Source organism: Rhizobium rhododendri, assembly GCF_007000325.2.
GTDB classification, from domain to species: domain Bacteria; phylum Pseudomonadota; class Alphaproteobacteria; order Rhizobiales; family Rhizobiaceae; genus Rhizobium; species Rhizobium rhododendri.
Map to the genome: position 1 here is coordinate 1,456,076 of NZ_CP117268.1, position 19,969 is coordinate 1,476,044.

The window sequence follows — 19,969 nt, forward strand, 5'->3', positions numbered from 1 at the left end:
CATCAGGAGTTCCCATGCCCTCGTTCCCTCGCCGCAGCGCCTTCGGGCTTGCGCTGTCCGTTTTCACCGCCCTCGCCTCGATTGGCCCCGTTGCGGCGGCGGATCTGAAAACCGTCAATATCGCGCTGGACTGGACGCCGAACACCAACCATGTCGGGTTGTTCGTGGCCGAGCAAAAAGGCTACTTCCGGGATGCCGGGCTCGACGTCAAGATCCTGCCCTACACCGATACGGCGGCTGGCACGCTGGTCAGCAACCACGTTGCGGATTTCGGCATTGCGGGCATCGGCTTCTATTCGCAGAGGGCCGCCGGAGCCGACCTCAAGGGGGTCTATGCTGTCGTCCAGAAGGAAACCGGTCGGCTGATCGTCGATGCCAAGCGCACCGACATCCAGTCGCCGAAAAATCTCGACGGCCTCACCTATGGCGGTTTCGGCAGTGCCTGGGAAAATGCGCTGATCACCGACATCATCAAGCATGATGGTGGCAAGGGCGATATCAAGACGGTGACGCTGGGCACATCGGCCTATGAGGCGCTCGCCAACGGTTCCGTCGACTTCACCCTGGAAGTGGCCACCTGGGAAGGCGTCGAGGCCGAACTGCGCGGTGCCAAGCTCAAGGAATTCACCTACAGCGATTATGGCGTGCCTGACGAGTACACCACCTTCATCGTCTCCAGCGACGGCTACCTGAAGGCCAATGGCGACACCGCCAAGGGGTTTCTTGCCGCCGTTCAGAAAGGATACGCCTTTGCCGCAGATCATCCCGAGGAAGCCGGGGACATCCTGATCGCCGCCAATCCGGACACGCTCACCAACCACGCCCTTGTGGCGCAGTCGATGAAGGCACTGGTGTCCGGCCATTACCTGCGCAGCGCCGATGGTGTCATCGGCAATATGGATCTCGCCAAGATCGATGCTTTTGGCCAATATCTGGTGAAGGCCAAGATCCTCGTCGATGGCGACGGCAAGGTCCTGACCTCGGGGCCGGACTTTTCGACCTTCGTCACCAACGATTATCTTCCGAAGAAGTGAGCACCGCGTCGCCGGCCGGAGAGACGCCCGACACTCCGGCTGACGCGCGCTCAGACCACGGCGCAGACCGTCTTGGTTTCGAGATAGTTCTCGAGGCCCGGCGCTCCGTTTTCATATCCCCAGCCGGATTGCTTGTGGCCGCCCTTCGGCAATTCGGGTGAGAAATACGAATGGCAGTTGATCCAGACGGTGCCTGAACGAATACGGGCGGAAAGCCGATGGGCAGAACTAAGGTCCTGTGTCCAGACGCTGGCCGCAAGCCCATAGGGCGAATCATTGGCAAACAAAATGGCCTCGTCGGCATCATCGAACGGTGTGACAGCCACCACGGGGCCGAAGATCTCCTCCCGCATCATTCGCATGTCCTGACGGAGGCCGGTCATGACTGTTGGCCGATAGAAGGTCTTTAGCTCCCCGTCCTGCGCGCCACCTGTGACGATCTCGGCGCCTTCTTTGGCGCCCTCTGCCACGTAGCGCGCGACATGATCGGCCTGCCGGCGATCGACGAGGGGGCCGAGGTCCACATCCGGATCGAGCCCATGGCCGAGCCGCAGCTTGGCCGCCTCTTGCGCCAGTCCTTCGACCAGCCGCTGATAGATCGACCGATGGGCATAGACACGCGACCCGGCGACGCAGACCTGGCCGCCATTGGCAAAGATGCCGCGCGCGATGCCGGGGATGGCAAGCATCATGTCGGCATCCGGCATGACAATGGCCGGCGACTTGCCGCCGAGCTCCAGCGTCAGCTTCTTGAGGTTGCCGCGTGCAGCGCCGACGATCAGCTTGCCCACCTCGGTCGAGCCCGTAAAGGCGACCTTGTCGACCCCGGGATGGGCGGTCAAGGCCGCACCGACGGTCTCGCCCATCCCGGTGACGATATTGACGACACCGCGCGGAAGCCCGGCCTCGAGCATCAGTTCTGCAAGCCGCAGTGTCGTCAGCGACGTCTCCTCGGCTGGCTTCAACACGACCGTGCAGCCAGCCGCCAGCGCCGGCGCCAGCTTCATGGCTGCCATTAGCATCGGCGAGTTCCACGGCGTGATGGCAGCGACGACCCCGATCGGCTCGCGCGTCGTGTAGGCGAATATCTTCTTGCCCGGCGGCTGGTAGCCGATGGAGGTCGGGATCGTCGTGCCGAGGATCTTGGTGGTAAAGCCGGCGTAATAGCGAAACTGCTCGGCCGAGGCGGGGATCTCGCCGAAGCGTCCGGTCTTGAGAGATTTTCCCTGGTCGAGAGTCTCGAGTTCGGCAAGTTCATCGACATGGGCATCGATGAGATCGGCGATGCGCCACAGCAATTTGCCCCGCGCCGAAGGCGTCATGCCGCGCCAGGCATCTCCCTCGAATGCTTGCCGTGCCGACGAGACGGCGGCATCGATATCCGCTGCTCCTGCCGCCGCCAGTTCGGCGAGAGACTTGCCGGTGGCTGGGTCGAACGTCGTGAACGTGGCGCCGGAGGCGGCCGCGACCCACGCGCCATCGATCAGCAGTTTCTTGTCTGTTTGTGCCAGAAAGCGTCGCGCGCCTTCGCTGGCGGGCTCGAAGATGCGGATTGGGATGGTCATGGGTTTGGATCTCCCGGCCCGCAGGCCAATTGAGCAGCTTCAAGCCGCGCCGATGCGTTGAGCGCACCGCGAATGATCGAATGATAGCCGGTGCAGCGGCAAATATTGCCTTCGAGCGCAGAAAGAATCTCCGCTTCGCCAGCGGCCGGCAGGTCGATGAACAGCGCCGTCAGGGCCATCAGGAAGCCGGGCGCGCAGTAGCCGCACTGGAAGGCGTTTTCTTCGGCCAGCGCTGCCTTCACGACCCGCGCGATCTCGAAGGCATCGATCCCCTCCGGCGTGACGATGTCTGCATCCGGCAACTGCCATGCCATGACCAAGCAACCATTGACGGCAAGGCCGTTCATCAAAACGGTGCAGGCGCCACATCGGCCGATGCCGCAGGCGATCTTGGTGGCGGTGAGACCGAGTTCGTCGCGCAACAGTTCGGCCAGCCGCATATCCGGCGGCACTTCGAGGGCGACCGTTTCGCCGTTGAGGCGGAAGTTGACGTGCGTCGTCGCCACGGTGCTCATGCCCGCCCCGCCATCGCATCGAGGATTGCCTCCGGGGAAAGCGGCAGGCTGAGCGGCCGGTGGCCGATGGCACCGGCAACGGCATTGGCAATCGCCGGCGCGATGGCGCCGATGCCGAGTTCGCCGGCCCCGCGCGGCCCAAGCTCGTCGCCCGCGTCCAGATCTTCCAGGGCATAGACCGACATTGCTGAAGCACTGTCCCTGATGCCGGGCATCATGTAGCTGTCAAAATTGCCGTTCATGTTGGTGGCGTCGTGCATCATGGCGTCTTCCGTCAGCGTAAACCCGAGCCCCTGGATGGCGCCACCCTCCATCTGACCGAGATAGGCGGCGACGTCGATGACCGGGCCTGCCGCCGTGTGCTGCCTGATGTCCATGACGCGCACGCTGCCGGTCACGCGGTTGACGGCAACCCGCACCAGACATGCCCCGAAGGCGAAGATGTAGCGGGCGTTGCCTGCCTCATAGTCCGTCTTCGGAAAGTCGAAGGCGACCGTCGCGCTGGGCAGCGCGTCCGGCCCCAGCGAGCGGGCCAGCTCACGGTAGGTGAGGAGAAGGTCCCCGCTGTTGCTGCCGGCGTCGGCAAAGCCACCGGGTGCAAGCCGCAAACTCATTGCCGGACGTCCGATTTTTAGTCCGGCGGCCTCGAGCAACTGTGGCGCCAGCAGCGCGCCGGCGGACTTGGCCACCTGCCAGACGACATAGCCGCCGCGCGATGCCGTGGTCGAGCCGGAATCGGGCGCAAGGTGGGTATCCCCCGTCACCGGCAGGACATCGTCACGCCCGCAGCCAAGCCGGTCGGCAACGGCTGCCTTGATCGATGTCAGCAGGCCCTGCCCCATTTCATCGAGGCCATAGGCCGCTTCGATAAAGCCGTCTTTGGAGAGAGCAAGCCTGCCGCCGGCCGGGTCGGGAACCAGCGAGCCGAGACCATTGCCCTGATAGTTCAACGCCATGCCGACCCCAACGATCTCCTCGGGCCCTGTCCCGTCCGCCTCCTGCCACAGAGAACTTGCGGCAGCGGCATCCAGCATCTCGGACAACCGCTCTGAGGTAGACACAATCTGCCCGAGATAGCCGGGCGCGCCGGGCTGGCGCAGATTGCGGCGACGAATCTCGACCGGCGTCAGGCCGCAGAGGTCTGCCAGCAGATCCATCTGGCATTCGATCGCATAGGTCATCTGGTTGGCGCCAAAACCTCGGAATGCGCCGCAGACACCATTGTTCGTATAGGCAAGGCGACCCCGGGTCTCGACGTTCTCTAAGATGTAGGGTCCGGCCACATGTTCGAGCGCGGTCTCAAGAACGCCGGGACCGAGCGATGCGTAGGCACCGGCGTCGGAGAGGACATCGACCTCCTGGGCGAGCAGCCGGCCATCGGCATCACAGGCGGTGCGCATGCGGATCGTCATCGGATTGCGCTTGATGCCGGCAACGACCGATTCTGCGCGCGACAGCTGGATGCGAACCGGCTTCCCTGTTTTCTCGGCAAGAAGCGCCAGTGCCGGCTGCACCGTCAGTTCGTCCTTGCCACCGAACGCGCCGCCCGTCGGGCTGGTGACGACGCGGATCGTCTCCTCCGGCCGCCCCAGAATTCGCGCAAGTTGCTGCCGGTCGCGGGCACCGTGCTGGCCGCCGGCGAAGATCGACAGAACGCCGCCCGCCTCCACCTGCGCATAGCCGCCTTCTGTTTCCATGAATCCATGCATCTGCCGTGGCGTCGTATAGACGCGCTCGACGATGTGGGCCGCAGTGGCAAAGCCTTGCACCACGTTGCCGCGTGAAAAATGCAAGCTTCGCTGGAGATTGCCGCCCTCGTGCACGGCGGCCGCATCATCGGCTAGAGCCTGCAGCGGATCGGTGACGAGTGGAAGTGCGGCATATTCGACCTTGATGAGATCGAGCGCTGCCTGTGCCGTCCTTTCGTCGACGGCGGCGACAGCCGCGACCGCATCGCCCTTGTACCGCACCTTGTCGAAACATAGTGCCGGTTGATCCTGCACGACGATACCGAAGGCGTTGACACCATTGATGTCGCGATGGGTGACGACGGCAGCAACCCCCGGCAGAGCCTGCGCATCGCGCGTGTCGATCGAGACGATCCGGGCGTGGCCGACGCCAGCGCGCAAGATCCGCCCGACCAGCATGCCGGACATTCTTCGGTCGGTAAGGTAGGCCAGCTGGCCAGCGATCTTGGCCTCCACGTCCGGGCGCGTGTGCCAGCGCTGCCGCTGGTCCCTCCGGCTCAGCCGAATTTCTGCTGCGAGCGGCGGCGCTTCCAGCCGGCACCTGCGGGATCGTGCGGGCAATTCGGGCAGCCCGGCCAGGCCATGGACCAAGGCATTGGCAGCGACGTGGCGGCGGTAGCGGCCAGATCGAAACATATCATCGGGAGCAGATATTTCGTCTATCAACCGGGCGTGCAGCGCGTCCCAGTCGACATCGGCCCAAGCGAGACCCCCGAGGCTCGCCTCTGTTGCAACCAGGCGTGTCGCTGCCACGATGCCACCGCCGACAGCAAGCCGCACGGTTTCGATCCTGCCATCCGTTAGTCCGATGAGGCCGGAAATGCCGATGACACTCGGAGTGAAGGCGGCGCGCAATCCGATTTTTCGCGTGGTCCAGCGAAAGACAGGGAACGTCTTGGGAAGGATGACAGCCTTGATTACTTCATGCGGAGTGGCGGGCTGCGATAGCCAATGGCGGAGGCTTTCGCGCCCGGTGCCGCCTGTGCGGGCGATTTCCAGGCAAGCATCAAGCGCCAGCAGGGCCGGCAGCAGGCAGCCACTGCGGCCGGCGATATTGCCACCGATTGTGCCGATATTGCGCACTGCGGGGCCCGCCACCGATGCTGCCGATACCGCGAGCATCGCCAATCGCTCGGCAACCAGCGGATCCCTCAAGAGCGCCGACAGCGGCGTAAGGGCTCCGATGCGGATGATCTTGTCGTCGAGCGAGATACCGGTCATCTCGCCTATGCCCCCGAGATCGATCAGTCTTACCGGTTTCGCCGCACCTTTTGCCCACTCGAGTTGCAGGGCCGTTCCGCCGGCGACGAGACGCGCATCCTCGATATCCCGCATCATGCCGAGGGCATTCCCGACGGACGACGGATGGAGCACGGTGAAGGCGGCGCGGGTCATCGTCAGCCGGCCTCCATCGTTGTGCCGAAACGGATACCCTTTTCCTTTAGCCAGCGGCGGTAGGCGACGGAGGAGCTGTCTGCGCGGGTCGGGATTTCCTGGCGCGGTTCCAGTGGCAACAGAAGCGGCCGCTGGTTCTCGACGACGATGCGGTCCTGCAGGAAAATGATCTGCTCGAAGTGTAGCAGCGAGGTATGCGTCGAGGCGTTGTCGACCAGATACATGACGGGCTGTGCCCGACAGAGACCCTCTTCTATCGGCTGGATGAACAGCGCAATGGCGTCGAGCCGATCCGGCGCTGTCGGGCAGACGCGATAGAGCATGACGCAGAAAGGCGTGGGCACGCGGTAGGTCAGTTGTACGAAGGCGCCTTCGCTCTCGGTGGCAGCAATGCGCGGCTGGAAGAAGGTACAGTTGGTCGCCCAGACCTCGTCGACATCGCGGCGGACCTCACTCAGATAGCCCGGCACTTCGGTGTGCGGCTCCGAGCCGAGGATGTCCGTGTGAACGAACGGGAAATGTGCCATGTCGAGGAAATTTTCGACGACGCGAAGGCCTGATGCCCGCATCCTCACCCAGCCGCAGGGTACAAACCGGCGATCGGTCTCCGAGGCTTGCGAGATGTTGAAGATGCCCCTGTTCGGATGGCCGAGCGTCGTCCAGACGCAACCGTATTTCTCCTGCGCAGGCAAGGGTGCGCCAGACGCCACGCCGGAATGCACTTCGCAAATGACAATCCGCCCGCCTTGCTGGCGCACGATCTCGATGTCCTGTCCGAGCAACCGTGTCCGCACGGGCACTCCGGTGACGTCCGCTGCGGTCTCGACAGCGTACCATTCGTCCAGTGCAGCCCTGTCGGATGTCTTTGCCATGGAGGCTCCTATTCAGCCTTCGTCCACTGCGCCGTGCCGCCGGCGTTCTCTGCCAGCCATGCCGCACGGCGAGCAAAATGCGGCGGTGCGATGCGGTGGATCTCGGCGATGATTGCCTTCATGTCGCCGGTCTTCAGCATGCCGTCCTCGACTAGGATCTTCCCGTCGACCATCGTCATGCTGACATCGCCGCCGCGAACGGCGTGGACGAGGTTGTGCTGGAGGTTGAAATAGGGGCCCTCGCCGAAAACCGGCGTCATGCGCGGCGTATCGGTGCGCACGGCGATCAGATCCGCCCGCTTGCCCGCTTCCAGCGAGCCGATCTCGTGATCGAGCCCGATGGCGCTTGCACCTGATATCGTCGCCATGCGCAGGACGTCCCAGCTATCCATCGCGGCCGCATCGAGATCCTTCAGCTTGCCGAGCAGGGAGGCGACCTTCATTTCCTCGAACATGTCGAAGTTGTTGTTTTCCTTCTCGCCATCCGTGCCGATCCCCACCGGTACGCCGGCTGCCAGCATCTCGCCAACGAGGGCGATGCCGCTTGCAAGCTTCATGTTGCTGACCGGGTTATGGGCGATGGAGACATTGTACCTCGAGATGAGCTCGATCTCTGCCGAATCGAGCCAGACCCCGTGGGCGATCATGGTGTGCGGTGCTTCGAAGAAACCGAGCTCTTCGAGCGCAAACATCGGCCGCTTGCCATAGCGCTTGCCGAACTCCGCCAGCTCGATCTCTGCTTCGCTGCAATGGGTGTGAAAGCCGGTGTCATATTTTTTGGCAAGGGCGATGGCGCGTTGCTGGCCTGCCTCGTCGGCATAAAAGAGGTGTTCAAGCCCGACCCAGACGTTGATGCGGCCATCCGCCTTGCGATGCCAGGTCTCGATCATCGCCTCGTTCATGTCGAGCGTGTCGAAATAATTATATTCCGGGTGCTCGCCAACATAGGGCACGGCCACCAGCCGGTTGCCGATGGCGGCCGCAGCCTTTGCGCTGCCGTCCATGTATCGCCACATGTCGACGACAGTCGTCGTGCCGCCGAGGACAGATTCCGCGTAACAGAGCCAAGACGCCGCCTCCGCCTCGTGCGGCTGCAGCATGCGGTGCATCGGGTTGATATGCAGGGTCAGCCAGTCCCAGACGGGCAGGTGCTCCGCTGTGCCGCGCAGGAAACCGGAATGGGCGTGGGCATTGATGAGCCCGGGCATCAGGACGGAATTCTCGATCTTTCTGACGGACACCTCCGGATGTTCGGCCACGAGTTCGGCAAGCGGCGCCACCGCCTCGATGCGTCCGCCGTCGATCAGTACGGCACCACCCGTCACGACGCGATTTGCCGGATCCATGGTCAGGAGATGGTCGCCGGCGATGATCTGTCTTGCACTTGCCATGATGGGTTCCAATTTCGTTTATCCGGTCCCGCGCCGAGGGCTCAGGTCCCGGTTGCGGTGAGCAGGAAGTCGGCCGCCCGCTCGCCGATCATCGTTACCGGCGCGTGGGTATTGCATGTCGGAATGATCGGGATCACGGAGGCGTCGGCAATCGTCAGCCCGGCGACGCCCATGACCCTCAGCCTGCTGTCGACCACAGCCATTTCCCCGCTGCCCATCGCGCAGGTTCCGCAGACATGGAAAAAGGTCGAGCAGGCGTTGCGGATGTAGGCGATGATGTCCTTTCGGCCGAGCATCGCCGGCGGGGCTGCGTATCCGCCGAACCAGTCCGCATAGGCGGGCGTTGCCGCGAGCGCCATTATCATTTCCACCGAGGTGACGAGGGCGTCGAGATCGCTCGGTTCAGCAAGGTAATTGGGCTGGATTTCCAGCGCGCCGCCCGGCTCCGGGCTCAGCAGCCTCAAATAGCCGACGCTCTTCGAGCGCATCAGCCCGCAGCCGATCGAAAAGACGTCACTGGGAAGATCATAGAGTTCACGAATGCGCGGCTCGGCGCTGTTGCCCTGGACGGGAAAGGCATGCAGGTCGGCTTGCGGCAGATGAGTGCTCGACTTCCAGTTCATCATCGTGCCGCCGCCATTGCCGATCGTCGGCCCAAGCGGCTGCCTGGCGCGAAAGACGCAGGCCTGCACCAGCGGATGATCCTGGAGATTGCGGCCGACGCCTGCAAGTGCGGCACGGACGTCTATCCCAAGCCGCCTCAACTCGGCGGGATCGCCGATGCCGGACATCATCAGCAGGCGCGGCGTGTCGATCGCTCCAAGGGCGAGAACGATGCCGGTCGTTGCTTCGGTCTCGTGCGGACGGCCGTCGACCAGATGGGTAACGGAAACGCACTGGCCGTTTGCGATCCCGAGGCGGATCGCGAGCGAATTTGGCACCACCGTCAGCCGCTCGTTGTCGAGCACCGGCTCGAGATAGCCTTTCGCCGAACTCCAACGCTTGCCACCGGATATGTTGAAATTGGAAACGGCAGCACCCTCGTTGTCGGGGCCGTTGGGATCGTCGATGACGGGAATGCCGAGCGCCCGGGCGCCGTCGAGCATCGCCGCGGCTGTCGGGTGCAGTGTCGCACATCGCTCGATGCGCAAGGGGCCGCCTGCACCGCGCAGGTCCGATGCGCCGTCCTGCCAGTCTTCCGAGCGCTTGAAGAACGGGAGCACATCCTTGAAAGACCAGCCCTTTGCGCCGGCAGTTTCCCAGGCATCGTAGTCCATCGGATGGCCGCGATACCACATCATCGCATTGATGCTGCTGGAGCCGCCGAGCACCTTGCCGCGCGGAATGCCGATGACGCAATTGTTGACGGCAGGCGTCGGCGCATAGTCGTAGCCCCAGTCGTAGCGGCTGCGGCCGAGCGGCACCCAGGCCGCCGGGTCTTCGATTTCGGGAATGCCGAAGCCCGAGCTTCCGGCTTCGATCAAGAGCACGCTCGCGTCGCTGCCGTCGATCAGACGCCGTGCCACCGCGCAGCCGCCCGACCCCGATCCGACGACGATATAGTCGTAGGCCCTGGAAAGCGGCTTCTGGGGAATGGCGACGGCGGACATCGAACGATAGTTCCTGTTCAGTTGTGCTCGCTGGGGCCCATGATGACGATGCCTTCGCTCGCCTCGACATGGCGGACGAAGATGTATTTGTCTTCCCGGCCATCGCTGTGCTTGCGTTTGATGTCCGGCTGCACCGTGCCGGCAACCTTGGCGACGATGACATAGGGGACGTCGGCTGCAAGCCCTGCGGCGCAATGGGCGTCGAACTCTTCCACGTTGCGTGCCGTGAAGGCATTTTCGATGCCGCAGCCGCGCGCGATGGCAGCGATATCGACACGTCCGAAGGCCGTATGCGTCGGCGGGCCGCCGATCGACTGGTAGATCTCGTTGTCCCAGACGACGACAAGGAGGTTCTTCGGTTGCTCGTTGCCGAGCGTCGCGAGAATGCCGAGGTTGAACATCATGCCGCCGTCCGTATCCAGCGAGACGATGCGCCTGTGTGGCAGGCCGGCGGCAAGTCCGAAGGCCTGGGGGGTGACGCAGCCGAGTTGCTGCTGGAAAAGGCTCGCTTCCCGCATATGCGGCGCCGCGTTGTACCATTCGTCGACGCTGCCACCGAGGGAGAGGATGACGAGCTCATCCTTCAGCCGGGCCGAAAGGGCTTTCATGCAATCGAAGCGTTTCATCGGACGATCTCCCCGCCAAGCGCGATTGCCGAATGGTAATAGGCCGCATAGGACCACTTGAAGGCGTCGGTGATGGCCCGCTCGATCGCCTCTTCCTCGCGCACGATCCGGTACGGAATGCGCAGCGCGTCGAGCACCGGCTCCATGGTTATGCCATGGGGGATCGCCCACCAGTTGTTCTCGCCGAGCTCGCCGCGATAGCTCATCAGCATGACGACCGGGATGCCGGCACCAAGGCCCATGCGCGCCAGGGGTTCGACAGACGCCCTGAGCCCGGAATTTTCCATCACCAATGCTGCCCGTTTGCCGGACAAAAAAACCCCGCCACAGATCGCGGCGCCCTCTCCCTCGTTCGTGACGCGGATCGTGCGGATATCGGGATCGGCATCAAGCGCCGGGTAGAGCTCCTTGAACAGCGAGTCCGGCAGGTAGCAAACGACGCTCACGCCGGCCTTTTTCAGGCCACGGATGACAGCGTCAACAGCAGATTTTTTCATCGGGCATCCTCTCTTCCCGGTCAGGGTGACAAATGCCGGATGTTCCGAATAGGGTCTTATTTTCGATCCATGCAATGCGCCAAAAGCAACATGTCATCATGTTCGATCTTCCGATCCATCAAGCGACTGCGCCAGAAGCCTGCCCATCGCCGAGGCGGCGTCCGACATTTCCTTCTCCGAGCGCGAGAGAAGCATCAGCTTGCGCGGATTGACCTTGGCGTCGTGCAAGGGGACGAACGTCAGCGTCCCATCGGCAATCTCCTGTTCGATGCCGACACGGGTCTGCAGCACCGTGCCGAGGTCGCGCTTGGCAAGATCGATCATGAGCCCGATGGAGTTGGTGCGCGCGCGGGGCGTCAGGTCGACGAAAGATCGGCTGAAGGCATCCTCGACCCAGGCGCCGAGCGTCAGGCTGGCGTCAGACAGGATGACCCGTTCGCCGGCAAGGTCGAACAGCTTCAGTTCCTTCTTCTGCGCATGACGGCTATCCGGGAGCGCCAGTACGCCGAGCGGCAACAGCACAGTCGAAATGCGCCGCACATTGCGCGCCACTTTGACGTCGAACACGACAGCAAGATCGCATTCGCCAGCGGCCACGGCATCGGCGGCCTGCTGCGATCCCATCACCCTGACATCGACGGAGATCTCCGGGTGCCGCTTCCAGAATTCCTGCAGGGCGTCCGGCATCAATCCCCGCGAGACGCTTTCGATGATGGCGACGGAGACGGTACCGCGATGCAGTCCGTTGAGATCGTTGATCTCGGTGCAGGCGCGCTTCAGTTCCGACAGGCTGAGACGGGCGTGATAGAGCATCAGTTCACCGGCGCTGGTGAGCTTCAGCCGCTGGCGGACACGCTCGAAGAGAGGCGTGCCGAGCTCTTCCTCGAGCTGCTTCAGGATACGGCTGATCGAGGACGGTGCGACGTTCAGGGCCTGGGCTGCCTGGCGAATGGAGCCAAGACGCGCCACGAGCTGAAAGTAGTGGAGACGGGTGGCCACAAGCCCGAGCCGAAACGGATCCATCATGCCAACATGCCCATAAGCCGCGCCTTTCCGCTCTCAGTGATAATCGGGAATGCCGGGCATGGTCAGGAAGCCCTTGAGCGAGCGGAAATGCCGGATCCAGCGTCGCAGCGCCGGGAACTCCGCGTGATCGATGCCGAAATCGCGGCTGAGGGCGAAGGATGGGAAAAGCATGAGGTCGCCAAGCGTCGGACCGCTGCCGCAAAACCACTCCAGCCCATCGAAATGGCGGATTGTCATGTGGTCGTCCATGATCCGGAAGGCTTTGCGGGCCGAGGCGCGAAGCGTTGTTTCGTCACCGGGCGTATCGAACAGCGCCTGCAGCCGGGCCGCCACCGCCGGGCCAAGGGCAGTGTCGCCAAAGCCGACCCATCGGACGACGTCGGCGAAGGCCTTCGGGTCGTGCGGCAGCCACTGTTGCGCCGCGTCGTGCGCCCGGGCAAGATAAAGAAGAACGGGCGCCATGCCGTAAACGACGAGATCGCCATCCTTGACGACGGGAAGCGTCCCGAGCGGATTGAGAGCCAGCATGGCCGGCTTCCCGTGCTCCTGCCCCGGAAACATGTCGATGGCCACGGTCTGCCAATCCAGCCCGAGCATGGATAGCAAAAGGCGAGCGCGGTAGCTGTTTTCGTCGAGTTCGTAGCCGTAGAGGGTGATTTCCGGCATCAGGCCATCTCCGCCGTTTGCTCGAGTTCGAACCGCATCTTTTCCATCAGGCGGGCGTGGTGCGCCTGCCTGCCGCTTGCCTGCGGGGAATGAGGGCCGAGAATGACACCGTGAATGGCGGTCTTGTCGGGGGAGACTTGCTGGACGGCCATGAGCAGCCGGTCGCCATCCGCCGCCAGCAGTCCGGTGTTGGCATCCAGATGTTTCATTCCTGCCTGATCGAGCGCCGCGAGCACATCGCTGATCGGACAATCGACATAGAGGCTGCGGACGGGCGCGAATTCTGCGGCACCCACGGCATCTGGCAAAACGGCCTCGCTGGATGCCGTCGCCCAGATGATCCCGTAGTCCTCCCGCGCAAGATATGTCGGCACCTTGATCGTCGAAGGCACGTCCAGCGCAGGATGGGCCGGGATGTAGCGGCACTGACCGGCAGCATCATACTGCCAGCCGTGGTAGAGGCAGGCAATATGGTCGCCGCGCACGAAGCCGAAGCTCATCCGCATGCCGCGATGCGGACAGCGATCCTCCCAGACATGGACGATGCCGCTGCTGTCGCGCCAGACGACGATCTCCTGCTCGTCGACGACGGCACCCGCCGAGGTTCCGGGCTCGATCGAGGACGAAAGCCCGACCGGCACCCACCCTGCTTCCAGTCTCATGATCCGCTCCTCTTCATGCCGCAGCACGCCGCTCGATATCCAGGATGATACAATCGTAAGGGCCCAGGCTGCAGGCCATCTCGAACGCATCGACGAGATCGCCATGACCGCGCACCGAAAGGCTGGCAGCTGCACTGTCGCAGGCGCCGAAGTCGATTTGCAGATCCAGCTTGCGGGCGCGATGCGTGGCAAACTCCGTGAAGCTGTCGCAGATCATCTGACCGCGAAAGGTAAAGCTAGCCGCTTCGATCATCGCTCAACCTCGCTCGGGCAAGTGCCGTTCTGCGGTCTCCCAGTAGCCTTGACCTGCATGAAAATGACCCGTTTTGCATAAATTTTAATCGCGCCTTAGTTTTGTGCATCCTATCCGGTTTTTGCCGGAGAGTTCAAGCCAGTTTGGTGACGGAGTTGTTGCCTTTTGCGCCTGAGTGCCTTCGAAAAATTGGCACTATTCCGAACAAATGCCGTCTGACACTGTGATTGCCGATAGCTTCTTGCAAGCTTGAGATGGACGAAACCGCGCAGATCTACGCCGCTCCAGAGCCGTTTTCGACCGGGAAATTGGTCCTCGTCATCTGGCACAGTTGTTGCGTCGCATAAATCAACGCTGGCCGAAGCCGGCTATAAAGGGGGATACCATGCTGGACTTGCGTACGCTTTCAAGGCGCGGATTTTTGAACATGAGTGCCGCTGGCGCCGCCTCGCTGATGCTGCCGACAGGCTTTGCCCGCCAGGCATTGGCCGCCTCGGCATTTCCCCCGATCAAGGAAGAAGACGCTGTCGTCGGTTTCGGCCATGTCGGCCCGATCTCCGACGAGGGATGGACCTGGTCCCACCATCAGGGTCTGCTGGCCGTCAAGAAGGCCTATCCCAAACTCAAGAAGGTTCTCGAGGTCGAGAACATTCCCTACTCGGCCGACGCCACACGCACCTATCGCCAGTTCGTCAGCGAGGGCGCCAACATCATCTTCGATACGTCGTCCAACGGCGATTTCCTGCATGAGGTGGTCAAGCGCGCCACCGACGTCGCCTTCATGGAATGCGACGGCCGCGTGACGATGGACAATCTCGGCTGGTATTACCTCGCTCACTGGTATCCGACTTATGTGATCGGTGTGGCCGCCGGCCATCTGTCTAAAACCGGCAAGCTCGGCTACATCGCCTCTTTCCCGGTCGCTTCCGTCTATGCATCGACCAACGCGTTCCTGATGGGCGCTCGCAGCGTCAACCCGAACGCCGTGTTGCAGACGATCGTCATCAACTCGTGGTTCGACCCGCAGGCAGCGACGCAGGCCGGCACGGCATTGATCGACAACGGCTGCGACTTCCTCTTCGGCATCATGGACGAAGCCGGATATCTCCAGGTCGCGGAAAAGCGTGGCGTCTGGGCGGCGATGTGGAACACCGACATCCGCCGCTACGGCCCGAACTCCTATGTCTCGTCCGTGCTGATCGACTTCACCAAATTCTATGTCGACCAGGTCGGCAAGCGTCTCGCCGGCACCTGGACGCCGACCGAGCAGCTGTTTGCTATGGGTGCTGGCGTCGATCGCGACAAATGGGGCGAAAAGGTTCCGACCGACGTCGCGGCGGCGGCCGACGCAGTCCGCCAGAAGATGGTTGGCGGCTGGTCGCCGTTTACCGGAGAGATCAAGGATGCAAGCGGAAAGGTACGGGTTGCTGCCGGCCAGACGATGACCGACCTGGAACTCTACAACTGGGACTGGTCGGTCGAGGGCGTCTCGGGCCTTTCCGGCTGATCCCGGTCGACGACCGCCAATCCGGGACCCGGCCTTGCGGCCGGGTTCGCTGCTTCCCTTCCGGTGCATAATTGATGACTGAAAACGCGATCCGTTTCAAAGCTCCTGCCGGTGCGCCGCCTTTGGTCCAGCTGAAGGGTATCGCCAAGTATTTTCCAGGCGTCGTCGCCAACGAGAATGTCGACCTCGATGTCATGCCCGGTGAGATCCACGCCCTCTTGGGCGAAAACGGCGCCGGCAAGTCGACCCTGATGAACATCCTGACCGGTATCTACCAGCCAGACGCGGGCGAAATTATTATCGACGGCTACGCCAAGCAGTTCGCCACCCCGCTGCAGGCCATCGCTGCGGGCATCGGCATGGTGCATCAGCATTTCAAGCTCGTGCAGGCGTTCACTGTTGCCGAAAACATCCATCTCGGCTGGTCTGAGACACCCCGCCGTGCCTCGGCGCCTGTTCTGGAAGCCCGGACTGAGGCGCTTGCCGAAAAATTCAATCTCCAGACCCGACCGGGCGCGCGGGTGAGCGACCTGTCGACGGGTGAGCAGCAGCGCGTCGAAATCCTGCGCGTGCTTGCCCGCCAGGCGCGCGTGCTGATCCTCGACGAGCCGACGGCAGTGCTGACTCCTGCCGAAGCCCGCGAGCTCTTCAAGGCCTTGCGCAACTTCGTCGCCAGCGGCAATGCCGTCATCTTCATCAGCCATAAGCTCGACGAGGTGCTGGAAATCTCCGATCGCATCAGCATCCTGCGCGGCGGCCGCAAGATGGCGACGGTCGAGGCGGCCGAGTGCAATCCGCGCATGCTTGCAAAGCTCATGGTCGGTCGCGATATCGTGCTTGCCGACATGCGCCAGCGCTCGCCGACCGCGGCTGCCATGTCGGCGACACCGGCGCTCAGCCTTGAGCACGTCTCGGCTTCGGGCGACAACGGCAATCAGGCATTGTTCGATGTCTCGCTCGACGTCCGGGCCGGCGAGATCGTCGGCATTGCGGGCGTCGCTGGCAATGGGCAGCGCGAGTTTAGCCAGGTGCTGACAGGCATTCGCCCGCTCAGCGCAGGCCGCATCCTGATCGATGGCAGCACGGTGGAGAATGGCAATGCGGCATTTTTTGCAGATAGTGGCATCGGCCACATTCCGGAAGACCGACTGCACAGCGGCCTGGCGCCGGCGCTGAGCATCACCGTCAATGCTGTCATGCGCGAATACAAGACACCGCGGATCTCGGCAGGAGGCATCTACCGCCTGGCCTCGGCAGCGGCGCTGGCCAAGGAAATTGCCGCCGCTGCCGAGGTGGCCATTCCGGATTTCGCCATGCCGGTCCGCAACCTGTCGGGCGGCAACCAGCAGCGGCTGGTGGCGCGTCGCGAAATGCGGATCGCCCACCGCGTGCTAGTGGCCGCCTATCCCAGCCGCGGCCTCGACGTCGGCGCCATCAACACGATGCTGCGCTATATCGTCGAGCTGCGCGACGCCGGCGCCGGTATCATCCTCATTTCCGAAGAACTTGAGGAACTGTTGAACGTCTCAGACCGGATCGCCGTTCTCTATGAAGGCCGGATCATGGGCATCGTCGATACCGACAACGCCGACCTCGACGAGATCGGCCTGCTCATGGGCGGCCGCGCACCAACCCACGAGGCCGCCTGAGATGGCTGCATCACTTCGCCTTCAGCGTCTGCCGTCCGCGTCGCCCGTCATAGCCCTTGCGGCGCGCGCCGCAGCCATTGTCATTGCCCTCGTCTTTGCCGGTATCGTCCTGTCGCTCACCGGGGCCGATCCTCTCAATCTCGGCCTGCAGGTGCTGAGCGCCAGCTTCGGATCGAGTTTTGGATTGGAGGATCTGGCGCTGCTGCTCATTCCCCTGATCCTCACCGGGCTGTCGGTCGCTGTCGCTCAGCAGATCGGCGCCTGGAATATCGGGGCGGAAGGCCAGTTCTACGCGGGGGCCTTCGGTGCCGCCGCTGTCGGTCTCTTCGTGCCAGGACCGCCGGTCATCATCCTGCCGATGATGTTCGTCGCCGGACTTGTCGGCGGCGCCGCCTGGATCCTCGTGCCGACGCTTGCGCGCGCCTATGCCGGTGTCAACGAGCTGATCACGACGCTACTGCTCAATTTCGTCGCGATCCTGCTCGTCTACTATGTCTCGACGAACGCCTGGCGCGACAAGATGGCGAATTCCGCCACCAAACGACTTTCCGCTGAAATCCCGGACTTCTGGGGCTCAGTCCACTGGGGCCTGCCGATTGCCGTGATCGTCGCGCTGGCCGTCGCGGCCTTGCTGGCGTTCTCGCGCTGGGGCTATGAAGTGCGCCTCGTCGGCTCGAACCCATCGGCGGCGCGCTATGCGGGCATGCCGGTCCGCAGGCACCTGATTACCGTCATGCTGCTCTCCGGTGCCATCGCCGGTCTCGCCGGCATGTTGGAGATCGCTGGCACGGTTCATCGCCTGCAAGGCGGCATCTCCAACAATTACGGCTATCTCGGTATCATGGTCGCGGTTCTCGCCCGCAGTTCGGCCATCGGCGTCATTTTTTCCGCAGCGCTGATGGCCTTCATCCTCAATTCCGGAATCATCCTGCAGACGCAGGGGCTGACGACGTCGACCGTGCTGGCAATCACCGGATTGATCCTGTTTCTGACCGCGATCGGCGACGAACTCGCCCATTACCGCATCGCCCGCGACAAGGCTTGAGGAGACAGAGCATGGACCTTCTGACCGGGCTTTTCACCACGGCGTTTCTTGCCGGCGGCGTGCTGGCGCTAGCCGCCCTCGGCGAGGTGCTGGCGGAACGCGTCGGCGTCGTCAATCTCGGTGTCGAAGGCCTGATGGCCATGGGGGCGCTGACGGCAATTGCCACCGTCGCGTCATTCCCGTCGCCAACGGTCGGTTTTCTCGCGGCGCTCGGCGTCGGCGCTGTCTTCGGCATGATGTTCGCGTTTGCCACTGTGATCCTCAGGGCAAATCAGGTGCTCTGCGGCCTTGCCTTGACACTGATGGGCAATGGTCTCGCCTCCACGATCGGCCGCGCCTATTCCGGCATGCCCGCCCGTGCGGTGTTTGCCGGTATCGAGGTACCGCTTCTCAGTAGCATCCCGATCTTCGGGAAGGCCTTCTTTTCGCAGAACATCCTCGTCTATCTCATCTATATCATCCTGCCGGTCGGGCTCAGCTACCTTATGTTCCGGACCCGCCACGGCCTCAACATGCGGGCTGTCGGCGAAAATCCGGCTGCGGCAGATGCTGCGGGCATTTCCGTCAATCTCATCCGCTTCGTCTACGTGACGGCCGGCTCTGCACTGGCGGCCGGTTCCGGTGCCTATCTGACGCTGACCTTCGTGCCCTCGTGGTCAGATGGCGTCGTCGCCGGTCGCGGCTGGATTGCCGTCGCACTGGTAATCTTTGCCGGCTACCGGCCGATCCCAGCCGTCCTGTCCGGGCTCCTGTTCGGCTTCATCACGGCACTCGGCTTCGTCGGCCAGGCGCGTGGCTGGCCGATTGCGCCGGCCTTTCTGTCGATGCTGCCCTATCTCGGCACCATGGCCTTCATCATCGTGCCGGTGCTCACCTGGCAGCGGATGCGCCGGATCATGGCGGCACCGGCGGCTATCGGCGTGCCCTATTACAGGGATGTGCGCTGATGCAGGAGGCATGCGCCACGCGGGTATTTGTCGATTTAGCGATGGACCAATGGCACGGAGATCATCAAGATGAGGCGGCAGGCAGTCGATCGAGAAACGGGAGCGCTCCATGAGCAGATGTTCGGACCAGGCAGCCCTTGATCAATGGTATCCGCTCGATACGGAGACGGAGATTCCCTTCGGGTCATCGTCGAGCCGCCTGCTTGGCAGCGATCTTGTGGTAACGAGAGAGACGGACGGTTCAATCGCGGTTACGGCAGAAGAGGGTGCTCTTCAGATCATCAAACGCTTCGGCCTTGTCTGGACGACGTTGGGGCAACCGGCCGGCGGCCTCTTTGCGCTGCCGGAGGCTGACGAGGAAGACCGTCGTGTCGTCAACTGCGGTTCCGTGATGGTTCGCGCATCCGGGCTACGGATTGTCGAGAACTTTCTCGACATGGCGCATTTTCCGTTCGTGCACACCGACATTCTGGGCGCCGAGCCCCACACCGAAGTCATGCACTACAATGCCGAGATCCGCCGGGATGTCGACGAGGTCTGGGCAACGAACTGCCAATTCTTCCAGCCGCAGGCCGCCCTATCCGCTACTGGCGGCATCATGACCGACTATATCTACCGCGTCATGACCCCGTTTGCGACGCTGCTCTACAAGACATGCCCGAACGCGGCCAACCGATGGGATGTCATATGCCTGTTTGTCCAGCCGCTCGATCCCGGCCGCTGCCGCGCCCATCCCGTCATGTTCCTGATCGACGATGTCTCGACGACCACCGAGCTGGTGCATTTCCAGCAGCTGATCTTCCTGCAGGACCGCATCATTCTCGAAAACCAGCGCCCGGTGCTGTTGCCGATGGAGGCGCGCTCGGAGATCCCGACGCGGGCCGATGCCAGCTCCATCGCCTATCGTCGCTGGCTGAAGGAGAAGGGCATCACCTACGGCACTTCCGCGATGGCAGCGTAG

The 19,969-nt window shown here is 63.0% G+C and carries 18 protein-coding genes; 6 read left to right on the forward strand and 12 right to left on the reverse strand.

The features are described from left to right. Window positions 1–14 precede the first annotated feature (14 nt). Window positions 15–1,034 carry an ABC transporter substrate-binding protein gene (locus tag PR018_RS24530; RefSeq protein ID WP_142831392.1) on the forward strand — a complete coding sequence of 340 codons (1,020 nt, stop codon included), beginning with the start codon at window positions 15–17 and terminating at the stop codon, window positions 1,032–1,034. Window positions 1,035–1,084: 50 nt separating this feature from the next. Here PR018_RS24530 and PR018_RS24535 read toward each other — a convergent pair whose 3' ends face one another. The 12 genes from PR018_RS24535 to PR018_RS24590 all read right to left on the reverse strand — a co-directional run bounded on the left by PR018_RS24535 (window position 1,085) and on the right by PR018_RS24590 (window position 13,860). After that, entirely contained in the window at window positions 1,085–2,599 is a 1,515-nt protein-coding gene (locus PR018_RS24535) for an aldehyde dehydrogenase family protein (protein WP_142831391.1), read from the reverse strand. Then, the gene (locus tag PR018_RS24540; protein WP_142831390.1) at window positions 2,596–3,114 is read right to left on the reverse strand and encodes a (2Fe-2S)-binding protein; all 519 of its coding nucleotides are present in this window, start codon (window positions 3,112–3,114) and stop codon (window positions 2,596–2,598) included. Before PR018_RS24540 ends, PR018_RS24535 begins: the two co-directional genes overlap by 4 nt. Next, window positions 3,111–6,257, reverse strand: a complete 3,147-nt coding sequence (locus PR018_RS24545) for a molybdopterin cofactor-binding domain-containing protein (RefSeq protein WP_142831389.1) — start codon at window positions 6,255–6,257, stop codon at window positions 3,111–3,113. Before PR018_RS24545 ends, PR018_RS24540 begins: the two co-directional genes overlap by 4 nt. A gap of 2 nt (window positions 6,258–6,259) precedes the next feature. After that, window positions 6,260–7,129 (reverse strand): aromatic ring-hydroxylating oxygenase subunit alpha, encoded by an 870-nt coding sequence (locus PR018_RS24550; protein WP_142831388.1) that lies wholly within the window; start codon window positions 7,127–7,129, stop codon window positions 6,260–6,262. Window positions 7,130–7,137: 8 nt separating this feature from the next. Then, window positions 7,138–8,520, reverse strand: a complete 1,383-nt coding sequence (locus PR018_RS24555; protein ID WP_142831387.1) for an amidohydrolase family protein — start codon at window positions 8,518–8,520, stop codon at window positions 7,138–7,140. A gap of 41 nt (window positions 8,521–8,561) precedes the next feature. Then, window positions 8,562–10,130, reverse strand: a complete 1,569-nt coding sequence (locus PR018_RS24560) for a GMC family oxidoreductase (protein ID WP_142831386.1) — start codon at window positions 10,128–10,130, stop codon at window positions 8,562–8,564. Window positions 10,131–10,147: 17 nt separating this feature from the next. Next, a complete protein-coding gene (locus PR018_RS24565) occupies window positions 10,148–10,756 on the reverse strand; it encodes a thiamine pyrophosphate-dependent enzyme (protein WP_142831385.1) in 609 nt (202 codons plus the stop codon). Then, on the reverse strand, window positions 10,753–11,253 hold the full coding sequence (locus PR018_RS24570; protein ID WP_111222304.1) for a thiamine pyrophosphate-binding protein: 501 nt from the start codon (window positions 11,251–11,253) through the stop codon (window positions 10,753–10,755). The genes PR018_RS24565 and PR018_RS24570 overlap by 4 nt, the downstream gene beginning before the upstream one ends. A 96-nt stretch (window positions 11,254–11,349) precedes the next feature. Further along, entirely contained in the window at window positions 11,350–12,279 is a 930-nt protein-coding gene (locus PR018_RS24575) for a LysR family transcriptional regulator (protein ID WP_224128719.1), read from the reverse strand. Window positions 12,280–12,312: 33 nt separating this feature from the next. Further along, the gene (locus PR018_RS24580; RefSeq protein ID WP_142831384.1) at window positions 12,313–12,945 is read right to left on the reverse strand and encodes a glutathione S-transferase family protein; all 633 of its coding nucleotides are present in this window, start codon (window positions 12,943–12,945) and stop codon (window positions 12,313–12,315) included. Next, window positions 12,945–13,607 (reverse strand): Rieske (2Fe-2S) protein, encoded by a 663-nt coding sequence (locus PR018_RS24585; protein WP_142831383.1) that lies wholly within the window; start codon window positions 13,605–13,607, stop codon window positions 12,945–12,947. Before PR018_RS24585 ends, PR018_RS24580 begins: the two co-directional genes overlap by 1 nt. A 13-nt stretch (window positions 13,608–13,620) precedes the next feature. Then, complete coding sequence (locus PR018_RS24590) at window positions 13,621–13,860, reverse strand: hypothetical protein (protein ID WP_224128722.1); 240 nt, start codon at window positions 13,858–13,860, stop codon at window positions 13,621–13,623. Window positions 13,861–14,245: 385 nt separating this feature from the next. Between PR018_RS24590 and PR018_RS24595 the strand changes: the two genes are divergently transcribed. From PR018_RS24595 to PR018_RS24615, 5 genes are all read left to right on the forward strand, one after another. Next, a complete protein-coding gene (locus PR018_RS24595; RefSeq protein WP_142831382.1) occupies window positions 14,246–15,367 on the forward strand; it encodes a BMP family ABC transporter substrate-binding protein in 1,122 nt (373 codons plus the stop codon). Between the two features lie 74 nt (window positions 15,368–15,441). Beyond that, window positions 15,442–17,016, forward strand: a complete 1,575-nt coding sequence (locus PR018_RS24600) for an ABC transporter ATP-binding protein (RefSeq protein ID WP_142831381.1) — start codon at window positions 15,442–15,444, stop codon at window positions 17,014–17,016. Between the two features lies 1 nt (window position 17,017). Continuing rightward, window positions 17,018–18,061, forward strand: coding sequence for an ABC transporter permease (locus PR018_RS24605; protein ID WP_142831380.1), 1,044 nt, complete (start codon window positions 17,018–17,020; stop codon window positions 18,059–18,061). 11 nt (window positions 18,062–18,072) lie between these two features. Continuing rightward, window positions 18,073–19,008 (forward strand): ABC transporter permease, encoded by a 936-nt coding sequence (locus PR018_RS24610; protein ID WP_142831379.1) that lies wholly within the window; start codon window positions 18,073–18,075, stop codon window positions 19,006–19,008. A 109-nt stretch (window positions 19,009–19,117) separates the two neighbouring features. Next, the gene (locus PR018_RS24615; RefSeq protein ID WP_142831378.1) at window positions 19,118–19,969 is read left to right on the forward strand and encodes an aromatic ring-hydroxylating oxygenase subunit alpha; all 852 of its coding nucleotides are present in this window, start codon (window positions 19,118–19,120) and stop codon (window positions 19,967–19,969) included.

Coding starts and splice junctions, on each gene's coding strand:
- PR018_RS24530 (WP_142831392.1), top strand. CDS start 15: ATGCCCTCGTTCCCTCGCCGCAGCGCCTTCGGGCTTGCGCTGTCCGTT.
- PR018_RS24535 (WP_142831391.1), bottom strand. CDS start 2,599: ATGACCATCCCAATCCGCATCTTCGAGCCCGCCAGCGAAGGCGCGCGA.
- PR018_RS24540 (WP_142831390.1), bottom strand. CDS start 3,114: ATGAGCACCGTGGCGACGACGCACGTCAACTTCCGCCTCAACGGCGAA.
- PR018_RS24545 (WP_142831389.1), bottom strand. CDS start 6,257: ATGACCCGCGCCGCCTTCACCGTGCTCCATCCGTCGTCCGTCGGGAAT.
- PR018_RS24550 (WP_142831388.1), bottom strand. CDS start 7,129: ATGGCAAAGACATCCGACAGGGCTGCACTGGACGAATGGTACGCTGTC.
- PR018_RS24555 (WP_142831387.1), bottom strand. CDS start 8,520: ATGGCAAGTGCAAGACAGATCATCGCCGGCGACCATCTCCTGACCATG.
- PR018_RS24560 (WP_142831386.1), bottom strand. CDS start 10,130: ATGTCCGCCGTCGCCATTCCCCAGAAGCCGCTTTCCAGGGCCTACGAC.
- PR018_RS24565 (WP_142831385.1), bottom strand. CDS start 10,756: ATGAAACGCTTCGATTGCATGAAAGCCCTTTCGGCCCGGCTGAAGGAT.
- PR018_RS24570 (WP_111222304.1), bottom strand. CDS start 11,253: ATGAAAAAATCTGCTGTTGACGCTGTCATCCGTGGCCTGAAAAAGGCC.
- PR018_RS24575 (WP_224128719.1), bottom strand. CDS start 12,279: ATGATGGATCCGTTTCGGCTCGGGCTTGTGGCCACCCGTCTCCACTAC.
- PR018_RS24580 (WP_142831384.1), bottom strand. CDS start 12,945: ATGCCGGAAATCACCCTCTACGGCTACGAACTCGACGAAAACAGCTAC.
- PR018_RS24585 (WP_142831383.1), bottom strand. CDS start 13,607: ATGAGACTGGAAGCAGGGTGGGTGCCGGTCGGGCTTTCGTCCTCGATC.
- PR018_RS24590 (WP_224128722.1), bottom strand. CDS start 13,860: ATGATCGAAGCGGCTAGCTTTACCTTTCGCGGTCAGATGATCTGCGAC.
- PR018_RS24595 (WP_142831382.1), top strand. CDS start 14,246: ATGCTGGACTTGCGTACGCTTTCAAGGCGCGGATTTTTGAACATGAGT.
- PR018_RS24600 (WP_142831381.1), top strand. CDS start 15,442: ATGACTGAAAACGCGATCCGTTTCAAAGCTCCTGCCGGTGCGCCGCCT.
- PR018_RS24605 (WP_142831380.1), top strand. CDS start 17,018: ATGGCTGCATCACTTCGCCTTCAGCGTCTGCCGTCCGCGTCGCCCGTC.
- PR018_RS24610 (WP_142831379.1), top strand. CDS start 18,073: ATGGACCTTCTGACCGGGCTTTTCACCACGGCGTTTCTTGCCGGCGGC.
- PR018_RS24615 (WP_142831378.1), top strand. CDS start 19,118: ATGAGCAGATGTTCGGACCAGGCAGCCCTTGATCAATGGTATCCGCTC.